At 65.1% G+C, this 15083-nt stretch carries 10 protein-coding genes; 3 read left to right on the top strand and 7 right to left on the bottom strand.

Going from position 1 to position 15083, the window contains the following annotated elements; all coding sequences use genetic code 11:
* Positions 1-88 precede the first annotated feature (88 nt).
* From treZ to IC608_RS06950, 3 genes are all read left to right on the top strand, one after another.
* Positions 89-1807, top strand: a complete 1719-nt coding sequence (gene treZ / locus IC608_RS06960; RefSeq protein ID WP_191773945.1) for a malto-oligosyltrehalose trehalohydrolase — start codon at positions 89-91, stop codon at positions 1805-1807.
* Entirely contained in the window at positions 1804-4029 is a 2226-nt protein-coding gene (treY, locus tag IC608_RS06955; protein ID WP_191773944.1) for a malto-oligosyltrehalose synthase, read from the top strand. The genes treZ and treY overlap by 4 nt, the downstream gene beginning before the upstream one ends.
* A 126-nt stretch (positions 4030-4155) precedes the next feature.
* Complete coding sequence (locus IC608_RS06950; protein ID WP_191773943.1) at positions 4156-7248, top strand: alpha-mannosidase; 3093 nt, start codon at positions 4156-4158, stop codon at positions 7246-7248.
* A 17-nt stretch (positions 7249-7265) separates the two neighbouring features.
* On the opposite strand, the gene nudC is transcribed toward IC608_RS06950, so the two are convergent.
* The 7 genes from nudC to IC608_RS06915 form a co-directional block, all read right to left on the bottom strand.
* Entirely contained in the window at positions 7266-8225 is a 960-nt protein-coding gene (nudC, locus tag IC608_RS06945; protein ID WP_345890882.1) for an NAD(+) diphosphatase, read from the bottom strand.
* A 125-nt stretch (positions 8226-8350) separates the two neighbouring features.
* Positions 8351-9289 (bottom strand): carbohydrate kinase family protein, encoded by a 939-nt coding sequence (locus IC608_RS06940; protein ID WP_191773942.1) that lies wholly within the window; start codon positions 9287-9289, stop codon positions 8351-8353.
* The gene (locus tag IC608_RS06935) at positions 9286-10356 is read right to left on the bottom strand and encodes an ABC transporter ATP-binding protein (RefSeq protein WP_191773941.1); all 1071 of its coding nucleotides are present in this window, start codon (positions 10354-10356) and stop codon (positions 9286-9288) included. Before IC608_RS06935 ends, IC608_RS06940 begins: the two co-directional genes overlap by 4 nt.
* On the bottom strand, positions 10356-11864 hold the full coding sequence (argH, locus tag IC608_RS06930; protein ID WP_191773940.1) for an argininosuccinate lyase: 1509 nt from the start codon (positions 11862-11864) through the stop codon (positions 10356-10358). Before argH ends, IC608_RS06935 begins: the two co-directional genes overlap by 1 nt.
* A gap of 2 nt (positions 11865-11866) precedes the next feature.
* Complete coding sequence (locus IC608_RS06925) at positions 11867-12727, bottom strand: carbohydrate ABC transporter permease (RefSeq protein ID WP_191773938.1); 861 nt, start codon at positions 12725-12727, stop codon at positions 11867-11869.
* Positions 12724-13656, bottom strand: a complete 933-nt coding sequence (locus tag IC608_RS06920) for a carbohydrate ABC transporter permease (protein WP_191773936.1) — start codon at positions 13654-13656, stop codon at positions 12724-12726. Before IC608_RS06920 ends, IC608_RS06925 begins: the two co-directional genes overlap by 4 nt.
* A 98-nt stretch (positions 13657-13754) precedes the next feature.
* Positions 13755-14993, bottom strand: coding sequence for a sugar ABC transporter substrate-binding protein (locus tag IC608_RS06915; RefSeq protein WP_210316269.1), 1239 nt, complete (start codon positions 14991-14993; stop codon positions 13755-13757).
* Positions 14994-15083 lie beyond the last annotated feature (90 nt).

The following is a 15083-nucleotide window of genomic DNA, read 5'->3' as shown; positions in this document are numbered from 1 at the left end:
AAACAGCCGGCGAGATAGCCTGCGATGGAGTTCAGGAACCAAGGGCCATACCAGCGACTTCCTGCTCACAAGACGGTGGGGCTGGATTATGGATTTTGGTTGGGGGGCGCTGTCGGACGGCGCCGCAGGTTGGACGTTTTCGGCATGGTCGCCGGATGCGGAGAAAATTGAAATTGAACTCGAGGGTCAGCGAAGAGCTCTCGATCGAACAGACGGCGGATGGTGGCAGCTCCGCTTCGATGCCGAGGCTGGCAGCCGCTACAGGCTGGTGGTGGACGGCAATGTCATGGTCGACCCGGCCAGCCGCCTCCAGGCCGGCGACGTGCACGGGCCGTCCGTCCTCCATGACCATGCCAGCTACCAGTGGACGTCGCCCTGGCACGGGCGCCCCTGGGAAGAAGCGGTCATTTACGAGCTTCACATTGGCACCTTCACGCCGGAAGGCACCTTCGCGGCCGCCGCGGACAAGCTCGGCGAACTGGCGCGGCTAGGCATCACCGCGATCGAAGTGATGCCGGTCGGTCAGTGGTCGGGCGAGCGCGGCTGGGGATACGATGGCGTTCTGCCCTTCGCGCCGCATCCGGCCTATGGCAGCCCTGACGATTTCAAGCGCTTCGTGGAACGGGCCCAGGCGCTGGGCATGATGGTGGTGCTGGACCTCGTGATGAACCATTTCGGGCCCGACGGCGCCTACATCCACGCCGCCTCGCCGCATTTCTTCAACCCCGAGCGGCACACGCCGTGGGGCGCATCGATCGATTTTTCGCAGCCGGCGGTACAGGCCTTCTGGATCCAGTGCGCCTCCATGTGGCTCACGCACTATCGCCTGGACGGCCTACGGCTGGACGCCATTCACGAAGTCTCGGGGCCGGGCGCCGACGAGTTCATCGACCGCTTCTCCCGCACCCTGCGTGCCCTGCCTCTCGGCCGTCCGATCCACCTCATCGCCGAGGACGAACGCAACGAGCCGCAGCAGCGTGAGGCGGGGTACTACGAGGCCAATTGGAACGACGACTTCCATCACGCTATCCACGCGGAACTGACCGGAGAGTCCCACCACTACTATGTCAGCTATTCGGTGAACCCTATCGACGATTTGCGCCTGGCGCTGGAGCGCGGGCAGATCGAGGAGGGGCAGCATCGCGAGGGGCGCAAGAAGGCGCGCGGCAAGCCCAGCGGGCATCTTGAACCCACCGCCTTCGTCAATGCCGTGCAGACGCACGATCAGGTGGGTAACCGGGCCTATGGCGACCGGCTCATCACCATTGCCCCCACCCATGGGGTGGAGGTGGCGTTCGGCCTGCTGCTCGCCGCGCCCTTCATTCCCATGATCTTCATGGGCGAGGAGCGCGGGGAGACCAACCCCTTCCTCTACTTCGCCGACTTCCATGATGAGCTGGGTCGCCTGGTCCGGGAAGGGCGCTCGGCCGAGTTCGAGGAGATCGACAAGCACGGCGAGGAAGTTCCGGACCCGATCGCCCGGGAAACCTTCGAGGCTTCCAAGCTGGGCTGGAAGACGGATGAGAGGGCCAGGCACTGGCTTGACCTCACCCAGCGCTGCCTCCACTTCCGGCACCAGCACATCGTGCCCCTGCTCAAATCGAAGCGCGTCGGGTCGGCACAGGCGCGACAGCTTGGACACAAGGGCATCGAGGTGCAGTGGCATTTCGTCGACGGAACCGTCGACCTCGTGCTGAATTTCGGTGAGGTCGCCCAAGGCGCTCGACATCTCAAGGCGCCACAACTGACCATCAACGATATCGCGCGCGACAATTACGCGCTGGCGATCGAGGTACACCCCAAGTGAAATCGTCACCGCCCGTCGCAACCTATCGAATCCAGCTTCGGGAGGGGGTCAACTTCGCGCATGTCGAACGTCATCTCGATTACCTTGCACATCTGGGCGTGTCGCATCTTTATCTCTCGCCGATCTTCACGGCCGGCCAGGGCTCGACGCACGGCTACGATGTCGTGGACCCCACCGAGATCGAGCCCGGGCTTGGCGGGCGAACCGGCTTCGAGCGGCTGGCTAGGGCAGCGCACGATAAGGGTCTCGGCATCATTCTCGACATCGTGCCGAACCACACCGCGTTCACCCTCGACAATCCCTGGCTGCGCGACGTGCTGCGCGACGGCCGCAGCAGTCCGTTCGCCCGCTATTTCGACATCGACTGGGAGGCCGGGCCGCTGGTGCTGCCGTGGTTGCCGGAGACGTTCGCGACCATGCTGGCGGCGGGCAAGCTCAGGGTCGAGGGCGACGATTTTGTCGCCGGCGACCTGCGTGTGCCCCTGGCTCCAGGTTCAGGGACGGGAGCCCCGGAAGCGGTGCACGAGCGGCAGCACTGGCGGCTGCACCATTGGGAACTGGAACGGGACGGCATCACGCATCGCCGGTTCTTCAACGTGACGAGCCTGATCGGCATGCGTGTCGAAGACCCCGAGGTTTTCGCCGCGACGCACAGCCTGATCTTCGATCTGGTGCGGCAGGGCCTGGTGGACGGGTTGCGGGTCGATCACATCGATGGCCTGGCTGACCCGAAGGCCTATCTCGACCAGCTTGCGGCAGAACTACCCGACACGCCCGTCTGGATCGAAAAGATCCTGGTGGGCGAGGAGACGCTGGCCCAGGGCTGGAAGACCGTCGGCACCACGGGCTACGAGGCGGCCCGCATGATCGCTCGGCTGTTGACCTCGGAAACTGGCATTGGCGAACTCGACCAGGCGTGGCAGGCCTATTGCGGCCCGCAGCCCTCTTTCGAGGTGACGCTGCGCCAGAGCAAGGCGGATGTACTGGGCAACGAACTGTCGGCCGAAGTCCACCAGCTCGTGGGGCTGGCGCGCGCCGCGCTTGCCGGGGACGGGGCAGTGGAACCGGGGCCGGAGGGCCTGCGCGAGGCCATCGTCGTGCTGCTCACCGAAATGAGCCGCTATCGCACCTATATCGACGCGAACGGCGCTGGCCCGGACGATCGGCAGATCATCGACACCATCGTCGGGAACAGCCGGACCGCTGTCCGGTCGCACCGGGTTCTCGAAGCGCTGGCAAGGCACCTGGTCATGCCGCAGACGGCCGATGACAGGCGCCTGGTCGTACGCCTCCAGCAGGTGTCGGGCGCGCTACTCGCCAAGGCGCAGGAGGACACCGCCGGGTTCCGCTGGACCCGGTTTCTTGCCGCCAATGAGGTGGGCGCCGAACCGGCCGAACCGACCGTAACCGACCGCGAGGCCAACGCGTTTCTGGCCGCGCGCACGCCCTGGGACATGACGCTGACCTCGACGCACGACACCAAGCGCTCCGAGGACAGCCGCATGCGCCTCGTGGCCCTCAGCCATCACCCCCGCGCCTTTGCCAGCCTCGTGGCAGCGCATGACCACTTGGCGCCTCCGACGCTGCCGCGGCTCTGGCGGTGGTATGTGATGCAGTCGGTTCTGGCGCTCTGGGGCGAGCCGCCCGACACGCTAACCCAAAGGCTCACGGAGCACCTGCAAAAGGCAATGCGGGAGGCAAAGCTCACCAGCTTCTGGACCAGGCCCGACGAGCCTCTGGAAACAGCGGCCAGCCAGTTCGCTGCAGCGCTGTGCGATGCCTGGGAGGCCTCGCTGCCGGCCGAAGTCACCAAGCTGCTTTCGACCGGCGACGCGCTAGGCCTCGCGCAACAGGCGCTCAAATGTCTGCTGCCCGGGTTCCCCGACATTTATCGCGGTAGCGAAGGCGCCTTCTATGCGCTGACCGATCCCGACAACCGGCTGCCCATCGACTGGACCGCTCTTGGCGGGTTGGCCGCGGGGCAGGGGTTCGGGGCAGAGAAGGCAGAGCTGACACGGGTGCTGCTCGATCTGCGCCGCTCCCACCCCCCCTTCTTCCAGCAGGCGACCGCCAGAATCACGCACGCGGACGGAAGCTGCCGTCTGGAGCGCTCGCATGACGGGCGCACGCTTGTCCTCAGTTTCGGCGAGGACGGGCCACGGTCTGCGAGGCCTCTGTGGGTGTCGAGGGCGCACCCGGTCGTCATTCACTGGATGGAGTAAGTCTGCGTCTCGACGGGTCTTTGCGGCTGGTGCTAGACAACGGGCGGCAGCACGCGAACCTTGCCGTGCTGCTCGGATCGTCCTCCGCGATCTCCCCGGCCAGACCATTCCAACGGATCCGCTTCCATGCGCCTTGAAAAACTCGACCATCTGCTCTCGCGTCTGCGCGCCCGGATCTTTACGCCCATCCCGGCTGAGCTGCCCCTGCGCTTTCGCCGCGGTTTGCCTGGGGAACGCGCCGAGATCGTCGGGCAGGACCCTGCCACCTGGCAGTCTGTCGATCCGGAGCTCGTCTGGGGCGAGCCGGAGAGCTATTTCTGGTTCGCGACCCGCTTCACCCTCCCGGAGGTCGCTGCCGGCCAGCGCGTCTATCTCAAGGTCGATGCCCAGTTCGGCAACACCCGTGGCCGCTCCGACCCGCAATGCCTGGTGCGCGTCAACGGCAGCATTGCCCAGGGCGTCGACGGCAATCACCAGGAACTGCTGCTGACCGAAAAGGGGCGACCGGGAGAGACGTTCGATATCCTCCTCGAAGCCGGCACCATCGAGGACCGCCGCCAGCATGGCATGGCCATGTCGCTGTTGGCGCACCATCCGCTGGTCGAGAAAATCTTCTACGACCTCAGCGTGCCGCTCGCCGTCGCCCGCATGCTGTCCGTTGATGATCCGCGCCGCCATTTCGTGCTTACTCGCATCGACAAGGCGCTGAAGCTGGTCGATTTCCGCCCGGGCAACGAGCAGCGCTTCGAAGCCTCCCTCAAGGCTGCCGAGAGGGTGGCCGACGAAATCTATGCCGTTGAGGATTTCGAGGAAAAGCCGGTCATCACCGTCACCGGTCACACCCATATCGACGTCGCCTGGCTCTGGCGCATCCGCGAGACGCGGCAGAAAATGGCGCGCTCGATGTCCACCGCGCTTGCGCTGATGGAGCAGTATCCCGACTACCGCTTCATGTATAATCAGGGCGTCCTGCTCGATTATCTCTCCAAGGACTATCCCGAGATTTTCGAGCGCCTCAAGACGCAGGTGGAGGCCGGCCGCTTCGAGATCGAGGGTGCGCTCTGGCTCGAGCCGGACGCCAACATCACCAATGGCGAAAGCTTCGTGCGCCATATCCTGCACGGCATCGCCTACCACGAGCAGACCTTCGGCGTGACCCCGCGCATCTTCTGGCTGCCCGACACCTTCGGCTACTCGGCCGCACTGCCCCAGTTGATGAAACTTTCCGACGTCGAGGTGTTCGTCACCCACAAGCTGAGCTGGAACGACACCAACCGCATGCCTAACGAGACCTTCCACTGGCAGGGCATCGATGGCAGCACGGTGGCGGCCTATTACCTCACGACCCAGGACTATGATGCCAGCGGCATCGGCACGACCTACTGCCCGGACCTCAAGCCCACCCACGTCATGGGCACCTGGCGCCGCCATAGCCAGCAGGCGCTGAACAAGGAACTGTTCCTGGTCTATGGCCATGGCGATGGCGGCGGCGGCCCGACGCGCGAAATGCTCGAAAACATCCGCCGCATGGAGCGCGGCATCCCTGGCTGCCCCGCGGTGCGCCACGAGCATATGTGGCCCTTCTTCGAACGCCTGCTCAAGCGCATGGCGGACAGGCCCGACGATTTCCCCACCTGGGTGGGCGAGCTCTACCTCGAATATCACCGCGGCACGCTGACCTCGGTGGCCAAGAACAAGCGCAACAACCGCCTGGCCGAACAGGAACTGCGCGAGCTCGAGGCGCTGGCGGTGCTGGCTCAATATCGGGCCGGAAGCGCGTATCCGGCCGAAGAGCTGCACGCGCTCTGGCGCATCGTGCTGCTCAACCAGTTCCACGACATCCTGCCCGGCTCCTCCATCGGTGCGGTGTTCGACGACAGCGACCGCGACTATGCCGATTTCTTCGCCCGCGCGGTCCGGCTGCGCGCAGAGTTGATGGGCAAGCTGGCGCCGCAGGGCCAGTACGGCCTCTTCAACGTGCTTGGCCGCGCCCGCGACGGGCTGTTGGAAATCGAAGCTGAGAGCGCTCGGCAAGTGACGCTGGACGGGAAGGTCGTCGCCACCCAGACCATTCACCTCGCCGATGGAACGACGCGACAGGCCGCGCCCGTTAAGGAACTCGCGGCCATGGCGGTGACGCCGGTTTCGCTCGAAGCCGGCCCGGCCGCCGAAGGCGTGAGTGAACTCAAGGTAACCCGCGAAAGCCTTGAGAACGATGTTCTTTCCGTGCGTTTCGACGAGGCTGGGCGCATCGCCTCGCTGTTCGACAAACGGCGCGGCCGCGAACTCATCAAGCCGGGCCAGGCGGCAAACCGCTTCCAGGCCTATCGCGACATGCCGGTGGAATACGACGCCTGGGACATCGACGAGAGTTTTGAGGACCAGGTGTGGGAGATCGACGAGCTGGTTTCGGCTGAGGTGGTCGAAACCGGCCCCTATCGCGCCGCGATCCGCTTCGAGTGGCGCTATGAACACTCGACCCTGGTACAGGTCATCGCGCTCGAGGCCGGCAGCGACCAGCTCGACTTCGACACCTTCATCGATTGGCGCGAGCACGACACCTTGGTCAAGACGGCGTTCCCCCTCGATCTTCTCGTGCAGGAGAGCACGGCAGAAATCCAGTTCGGCCACGTGCGGCGCGCCTCCCACCGCAACACCTCGTGGGACCAGGCCCGGTTCGAGACCGTGATGCACCGCTGGGTGGACGTCTCCGAGCCCGATTTCGGTGTCGCGCTGCTCAATGACAGCAAATACGGCTACGATCTGCGCGGCAGCACGCTGCGCCTGACGGTGCTGAAATCCCCCACCTATCCCTGGCCCGAGGCCGATCAGGGCGAACACCGGTTCCGCTATGGCCTCTTGGTCCACCAGGGCCTCACCGCCAGCGACGTGCCGGGCAGGGCGGAGGCCTACAACCTACCGCTGCGGTTGCTGCCGGGCGCAGCCGGCGAGGCTATTGCCGCGCCGCTGTTCCGCCTCGAGGGTGAAGGCATTACGCTCGAAGCCGTCAAGCGCAGCGAAGCGGGCGACGGCACAATTCTGCGGCTCTGGGAGACGCATGGACGGGCAGCGCACGCCGCGCTCCACCTGCCGGACACCGTCCAACAGGCGCAGATCGTCAACCTGCTCGAGCGCAACGGCGTCGAAGTCGCCATCGAGAACGGCGCCGTCCGGCTGGACTTCGCGCCATTCCAGATCGTTACCTTGGAACTCACCTAAGCGGCCTCGCGCCGCCCCTACGCCTGCCAGTGATCCGGGTCGAGCAGACGGTCCTTGGCCCAGGCCTCGATCAGCGCGCCAGCGATGGCGCCGTGGCGCGGCGGCGCGATGGTCTCGTGCTGCCCGGCCAGCAGCTTGAGCACCTCGTCCCGGTCCACCCAGCGCGCGTCGGCCAGCTCGGTGGGATCGATGGTGATTTCCTCGCTGATCGCTTCGCCGTGACACCCGAACATCAGGGACATCGGGAAAGGCCAGGGTTGGCACGCGACATAGCGCACGCGCTCGACCCTGATGCCGCTTTCCTCCAGCACTTCCCGCCGGACCGCGCTTTCCACCGTCTCGCCGGGCTCCACAAAGCCTGCGAGCAATGAATACATGCCCTCGGGCCAGTTCGGGCTGCGGCCCAGCAGCAGCCGGTCCCCATGCGTTATGGCCATGATGACCACGGGGTCGGTGCGCGGAAAATGCTGGGCGGCGCAATTGGGGCACTTGCGCACCCATCCCGAGGTTTCCACCGAAGTGGCGTGACCGCAATTGGCGCAGAACCGGTGGCTTCCATGCCAGCCGAGAAGCGCCCGCGCGGTGGCGATGGTTTCCCCCTGCACCGGGGTAAGGCCTGGCATCAGGCCACGCACTTCGGCAAATCCCGCATCGGGCCAAGCCGGGTGCATCTGCTGGCTCTGGTCCACGAACTGGCCGATGGTCGCGGCATCCTCGTGCGGCGTCCACAGCGCCAGATCGGCGGCAAAAAGCGGCACCCCCTCGGCAAGGCCGACAAACAGCGGGGGCTCCCGAACATCCTTGAGCGCCGGATCGCCGAGCGCGATCAGGGCTGGATGACCGTCCCGGTCGGCGAGGAGCTTCCCGCGCCAGAAGACCAGCGTGCGAGCCGCAGGGTCGATGCGCGTCGTCTCGTCCGCGCGAAGCTGCGCCGCCCGCTCGAGCGCGCCAGAAGTAAAGGAGAAGTTGCGATGCACGATGTCCAACCGATTGCCATGTGCCCGCCTGGGCGGCGAGACCTCAAGTCCTTATCGGCTTCCGGCCGGGCGCTGTCGAGTAGCGGAACCGGGATGAGGGCGCGAACCCTTGGCTGCGCCGTACCTCAGGCGGGTAACCTGCCTTCCGAAGCTCCCGCGCCGCCGCCCTCCGCGTTCCCGATGCTGCCCGTTCCACCCGATGCCTGAACCGAGAGGGTGCCGGCCCGCACGCCGGCGGCGAGGCAGCGTTCGGCCGGGGCGCCGTCGAGCCAGGCATGAAGGAACCCGGCATTGAACGCGTCGCCGGCTCCGGTGGTATCGACCACGTCGACGGGCGCACTGGGCAGGTGCAGCGTCTTGCCGTCGGCGGCGAGCATGGCGCCGTCGCTGCCCAGTTTCAGGGCAACCACCGGGAAATGTCGGGCCAGCTGCTCGAGCGCCGCGCCGGGATGGCTCGATCCGGTCAGCGCTTCCGCCTCCTCCCGATTGGGAAGAAAAATGTCCACTCCGGCCGAGCGGCGGAAGAAATCAGGGTCGCGGATCAGGGCGTCGTCCCAGCTGGGATCAAGCGAAACCGTCAGGCCCTGCCGCTTGGCCGCGGCCACGGCGTCGTCCATCTCATGCAGTGTCGCATATTCGGCAATGTGGAGATGAGCCGCCTCGCTCCAGGCCAGCGCGCGCTCGAAAGTCTCTGGTCGCGCATGGCCGGCGCGGCGCGAGAGGAAGGCGCGGTCGTCTTCGTGGACCATGACTACGGTCAACTGCGGTCCGGCCGTCTCATGGCGGTCGAGGAACCGCAGATCGATACCCAGATCATCGATGGCGTGCTGCAGGCTCCGGGACAGGTCGTCGGTGCCGAAACGGGCGACGAGCGCGGCGGGGCGGCCGAGCGCCGACATGTGGGCAGCGGTGATCAGGGCGCCGCCCCCGGGCGTGAGGGTGAACTCCTGCGCGAACATTTCGCGGCCCAGCTGGGGCATGGCATCGAGCCCGCGAAACACCATGTCGCAATAGACGCGGCCCAGGCTCAATACGGCCCCGCCGCGGATTGGAGAAGAACTCATGCCCGGCCCAAGGCCTTTTCCGTATCTGCATCGAACAGATAGAGCGAACCGGGGCCGGCCTTGATGGAGACCGTGCTGCCCAACGCCGGAACGACTCGGCCCGGCGCGGTCGCGATCACCTGCGTGTCGCCGAGCATGACGTGGACCAGCGTTTCAGCACCGAGCGGCTCGACCGCCTCCACGACCCCCTGGCTGTTGAGGCCGGCCCCGCCGGGCTCCTCCGTCACGACGAGATCGTGCGGGCGGATGCCCACCAGAATTTTTCCTTCATGCGCGGGCAGGGCGAGGCCGGAAAGCTCCGCACCGGAAACAGAGAGTGCCCCGGCACTGGCCGACCCTGCGATGATGTTCATGGACGGGCTGCCGATGAAGCGGGCCGTGAAGACGTCCATGGGGTTTTCATAAAGATCGGTGGGCGTCCCGACCTGGAGAATATGGCCGTCCCGCATGACGACGATCTTGTCGGCCATGGTCATGGCCTCGATCTGGTCGTGCGTCACATAGACGATGGTGGTACCCAGGCGCCGATGCAGGCTCTTTATCTCCATGCGCATCTGGCTGCGCAATTGCGCATCGAGATTGGACAGCGGCTCGTCAAAGAGGAACGCGACCGGGTCCCGGACCATGGCGCGGCCGATGGCGACACGCTGGCGCTGGCCACCCGAAAGGGCTGCCGGTCGACGATCGAGCAGCTGTTCCAGCCCCAGGATTTTGCCGGTTTCGGCAATCCGCTTCTGCTTTTCGACCTTGGACAGCCCCGAGGTGTAGAGGCCGAAACCGATGTTCTGCCCCACGGTCATGTGAGGGTAGATGGCGTAGTTCTGGAACACCATCGCGATGTTGCGCTGCTTGGGTTCGCGCTGGTTCACCACCTGGTCGCCGATCAGCAGCCGGCCGCCGGAGATGTCCTCAAGCCCCGCGATCATGCGCAAGGTGGTCGACTTGCCGCAGCCCGAGGGGCCGACGAAAACCACGAACTCTCCATCCTCTATGCTGAGGTCGATGCCGTGCACGGCGCGGATCTTGCCATAGTCTTTGACAAGCCCCTGCAGTTCGATCCGGGCCATTACGCGGCTCCCTTCAATGCGTCGAAACGCTCTTTGAGCATTTGTGCCGCGTCCCTCTGGCGACGCAGCAGGTCATCGTGTCGCGCGGCGAGCCCGGCGGCGTGCTGCCTGTAGCCGTCGATGGCGGCTGACAGCGGTTCGGGCGCCGGACCGCCGAAGCGGGTTCGTACCGCAACGAAATAGTCGGGTGAGACGATCTCGGCGAATGCCGCCCGGTCCAGCGCGCTGTCCCGGCCGGTCGCCGACCTGAACGCCTCGGTGAACGGGCCGAAGCCGTCGTTCACGAGATCGCCCTCCATGGCCACCACGGCCCTGGCGACAGCCGCTGCGATCTCGTGTCCCTCGCGGAAGGAAAGTCCTTCGCGCCGGACGAGGCTGTCGGCCAGTTCGGTAATGGTGATGCAGGAGCGGCTGATATTGGCGCGCACGCGGTCAGTGTTGATGCGGATTTGTCCCACCAGCGCTGCCAGCAGGTCCAGCACCCTATAGGCACTGGCAAAGGCGCCATACCCCAGCGCCTGCGTCTCGCCTTCGCTGTCGTTCATGTCGGTGAACGGCGTGTTGTGCATCACCGTCAGCATGGCGTGGGCGCGCCCCACGGTCTGGCTGGCCAGATGGCGCAAGTGCTCGATCGGCACCGGATTGCGCTTCTGCGGCATGATCGAGGAAATCTGCACGAGGCTGTTGGGCACATAGATCTGGCCCACCTCGAAGCTGGTCCAGACCTGGAAATCCTGGATCGGCCGCCCGAGATGGAGGAACATCAATTCAATCGCCGAGTAGGTCGCGGTGATGTAGTCCACGCCAGCGATGCAGGAGTAGGAGTTCTCGAGCGGCGCGGCAAAGCCGAGGAGTTCGGCCACGCGGGCGCGGTTGGTCGGAAAGCCGGTCGTGGTGATCGCCGCGGCGCCCATGGGCGACAGATCGACGATGCGATAGGCCTCGAACAGGCGCTCGATGTCGCGGCCGACACACTCGATGATCGCAGCGAGATAATGGCCGAAGGTCGTCGGCTGGGCGGGCTGGCCGTGGGTATAGGCGACGATGAGGGTGGATTTCTCCCGCTCCGCCGCCGCAATCAGCGCCCCGTGGAGCGCCAGGGCCTTCTCGATCAGGACGTTGAGCCGGTCGCGCAGGCCGAGCTTGAACAGCGTGTGGTCAATATCGTTGCGCGAGCGGGCAGTGTGAAGACGTCCGGCCAGATCAGGGCCCAAGCGCTTCTTGAGTTCCCTTTCGATGAGGAAGAAAAAGTCTTCCACCTCACCGGTGTAGACCAGCGCGGAGGGGTCGATTTCGGCGTCGATGCTGTCCAGCGCCCGGGCAATCTCGGCCGCCTGGGTGGCGTCGAGGATGCCGGTTTCCGCCAGCATGACCAGGTGCGCCCGGTCGATGGCCCGGAAGCCCTCGACATGGTGTTGCTTGGCGCCATCGAAAAGCGGCGCCAGGACCGTCTCTTTGTAGGTGGGGTCCGGAAAGACCGAGGTGTCGGAAAGGCGGGGGTCGGACATGTTCAGCCCTTGAGACCGGCAAGCATGACGCCGCGCACGATGAAGCGCTGCAGCACCAGGAAGACGATGAGGGTCGGGATGGTGCCGATGGCAGCCCCCGTCATGATCAGCTCCCACTGGATCGACGCCTCGGCCGAAAAGCTCGAGATGCCCACGGGCAGGGTGTAGAGCTCCTTGGAGGTGGTGACGATCAGCGGCCAGAAGAAGGCGGTCCAGTTGCCGAGGAAGGTGAAGATGGCCAGGGCCGAGATGGCCGGCACCACCATGGGCATGGCGATCTTCCACCAGATGGTGAACTCGTTGAGTCCATCCACGCGCGCCGCCTCGAGGAAGTCGTCCGGCACGCCCTCGAAGAACTGCTTCATCAGGAACGTGCCGAAGGCCGTCATCATGCCCGGAAACATGATGCCCCAATAGGAATTGAGCCAACCGAACTGGCTCGACATCAAGTACCAGGGGATCACCAGCATCTCGGTGGGGATCATCAGTGTCGACAGGATGGCGAGGAAGATGAAGTAGCGCCCGCGGAACCTGAACTTGGCGAGGGTGTAGCCCACCAGGCTGTCGAAGAAGACGTTGGACGCCGTCACCGTCAGCGCGATGAAGGTGGAGTTGAAGAACCACTGCATGAAGCGGCCATCGCCCAGCACCTTGACGTAGTTGTCGAGCGTTGGCGCGGCCGGGATCAGGCGCAGGTCGTAGACCTGGCCCGACGTCTTGAGCGAGGTCGAGAACATGTAGAGCAGCGGCGTGACCATGATGAGCCCGCCGATGAGCAGCAGGGTCCAGGCGATGATGCGGCCGGGGCGGATGTTGCGGCTGTTGGCCGCCAGCTCGGTGGACGAGGGGGTGGTGGCGGTCATTTCTTTTCCCTCAGCACATAGAGCTGGAGCAGGGAGACGATGAGCAGGATGGTGAACAGCACCACCGTCTGCGCTGCCGCATAGCCCATCTGATAGGACGAGAACGCGGTCTGGTAGATCATGAGCACCAGCGGCTTGGTGGAATTGAGCGGACCCCCGGGATCGTTGGTGGTCATGTTGTAGACCTGGTCGAAGATGCGCAGGAACCCGATCGAGGAGAACACCACGAGGAACACGGTGGTCGGCTTGAGCAGCGGTATGGTGATCTTGCGCAGGATCGCCCATTCGCCCAGCCCGTCGATGCGCGCCGCCTCGTAGAAGGTGTTGGGGATGGCGCGCAGGCCCGCCATGAAGATGATGATCTGGAACCCGAGGCCCGCCCAGATGGCGGGCACGAGGACGGAGATGAGCGCCTGATCGACCGACCGCAGGAACGGTTGCTGCGGCAGACCCATCCAGCCGAGGATCCCGTTCAGAACGCCGATGGGCACGGGCTGATAGAACCAGCGCCACACCCAGCCCATGGCAGCGGCGGTGGTGAGGAAGGGCAGGAAGTAGAGCGCCCGAATGAACCCGTGCAGGACCCGCACGCGGTCAAGGTAGAAGGCGATGACGAAGGAGATGAGGAGGCTCACCGGCGTGCCGATGATGAGATAGAGGAAGGTGTTCTGGAACACTTTCCAGAAGATCGGGTCGGCGAACATCTTCTGGTAGTTGCCCAGGCCGATGAACTGGGCGGGCCGCAGCAGGTCCCAGTTGGTCAGCGAGAGCCAGAAGGCCTGAAACGTCGGGTAGAAGCGGATGACCGCGTAAAACACCACCGGCAGGGCCAGGAAGGTCCAGGCCCAGATGACGCGCTTGGTGCCGATGCTGAGCCGGTCCCAAAACCGGTCCGGAGCCGGCAGCGGAGTTGCGTTCGCGGTCGCCATGATTGCTCCTGCGCGTTTCCGGGTCTCGTCGTCACCCGGCACGAGGCGCTGCAGGCGGCCGTCCGGCGAACCGGCGACCGCCTGCAACAGGATTGGACTTACTGGCGGCCGGAGTCGATGATCGCCTGCTCGGCCTTTGCAGCCTGATCCAGCGACTCCTCGACCGACTGGCCTTCGAGCAGGACGCGATTGACCATGTCGATCGCGGTCTGGCGCTGGCCGGCTTCATCGTAGAACTGCGTCGTGTGCGCGTATTCGAGGCCCTTGAGGAACGGCGACAGGATCGGGTCGGCCAGGTTCTCTTCGGTCAGCGCGACGTCGCGGCGGGCCGGAAGTTCGCCCACCACGTCGAGCCAGATCTGCATCGCCTCGGGCGAGGTGATGTAGGTCAGGAACTTCTGGGCAGCCTCGAGTTCTTCACCCTGCGCGGTCGCCCCAATGGCGTTGGCGAAATAGCTCGAATAGTTCGAGCGCATGCCGTTCGCGTCGGCCGGCAGTTCCACGACACCCCATTCGAAGGGGTTGTCCGCAAAGGCGCCGAGGCGGAACGTGCCGTCGATGGTCATCGCGGCCATGCCGGCGCGGAAGGCGGCCTGACCCTCGTCCATGAAGCCGGCGAGGCCGACCTTATGCTCGGTCTGCAAGCCGGTATAGAACTTGAGGGCAGCAGCGCCGGCCTCGTCGTTGTAGGCCACGTTGCCTTCTGCGTCATAGGGCTCGCCGCCGTTCTGGCGCACCAGCACTTCACGCCACCAGTGGTGATCCTGCCCACCCATGTCCAGCGTAATGCCGGCCCTGGTGATATTGCCGCCGCCGTCGCGCTGCGTGGTGGCTTCGGCAGCCGCAAGCAGTTCCTCGAGGTTCTGTGGCGGCTCGATGCCGGCTTCTTCGAAGATGGCCTTGTTGTAGAACAGGGCCAGCGACCGGACGGCCGTGGGCAGACCATAATAGTCATCGCCGCGCTTCATGGCCGAGACGATCGGGAAGAAGTCCTTCTCGATCTCTTCGTGCGGGAAAACGGCCGGATCGAGCGGCTGGATAAGGCCGCCATTCACGAACTGATCGGTCCAGCCGTAAAAGAGCTGCAGCACGTCCGGACCTTGTCCCGCGACCTTGGCCGCGACGACGCGGGTCTGATAGTCGGCATAGGGGAAGGTGGTCTGCTTGACGGTGATGTCCGGATTGGCCTTCTCGAAATTGGCGATCAGCTGGTCCATCGCCTTGACGCGGCTGTCGAACACATATTGCCAGTATTCGATTTCCACCGCCTGGGCGGAGCCCACGGCCAGGAAGCTGACGCCAGCGGCCAGCAAGGCGAGTTTGCCCTTGGTTGTCATTCTCAGTTCCTCCATGCGACCGCCCGGTTTCAGCGATCTCTCCAGCAGCGTAGGACGGTTGACCGCCCTGCTATCCCTCAGCGTCGATGA

The organism is Devosia oryzisoli, assembly GCF_014837245.1.
Taxonomy (GTDB): domain Bacteria; phylum Pseudomonadota; class Alphaproteobacteria; order Rhizobiales; family Devosiaceae; genus Devosia; species Devosia oryzisoli.
This window is presented reverse-complemented; position numbering and strand designations above follow the sequence as displayed.

Coding starts and splice junctions, on each gene's coding strand:
- IC608_RS06920 (WP_191773936.1), bottom strand. CDS start 13,656: ATGGCGACCGCGAACGCAACTCCGCTGCCGGCTCCGGACCGGTTTTGG.
- IC608_RS06915 (WP_210316269.1), bottom strand. CDS start 14,993: ATGACAACCAAGGGCAAACTCGCCTTGCTGGCCGCTGGCGTCAGCTTC.
- treZ (WP_191773945.1), top strand. CDS start 89: ATGGATTTTGGTTGGGGGGCGCTGTCGGACGGCGCCGCAGGTTGGACG.
- argH (WP_191773940.1), bottom strand. CDS start 11,864: ATGTCCGACCCCCGCCTTTCCGACACCTCGGTCTTTCCGGACCCCACC.
- IC608_RS06940 (WP_191773942.1), bottom strand. CDS start 9,289: ATGAGTTCTTCTCCAATCCGCGGCGGGGCCGTATTGAGCCTGGGCCGC.
- IC608_RS06950 (WP_191773943.1), top strand. CDS start 4,156: ATGCGCCTTGAAAAACTCGACCATCTGCTCTCGCGTCTGCGCGCCCGG.
- IC608_RS06925 (WP_191773938.1), bottom strand. CDS start 12,727: ATGACCGCCACCACCCCCTCGTCCACCGAGCTGGCGGCCAACAGCCGC.
- IC608_RS06935 (WP_191773941.1), bottom strand. CDS start 10,356: ATGGCCCGGATCGAACTGCAGGGGCTTGTCAAAGACTATGGCAAGATC.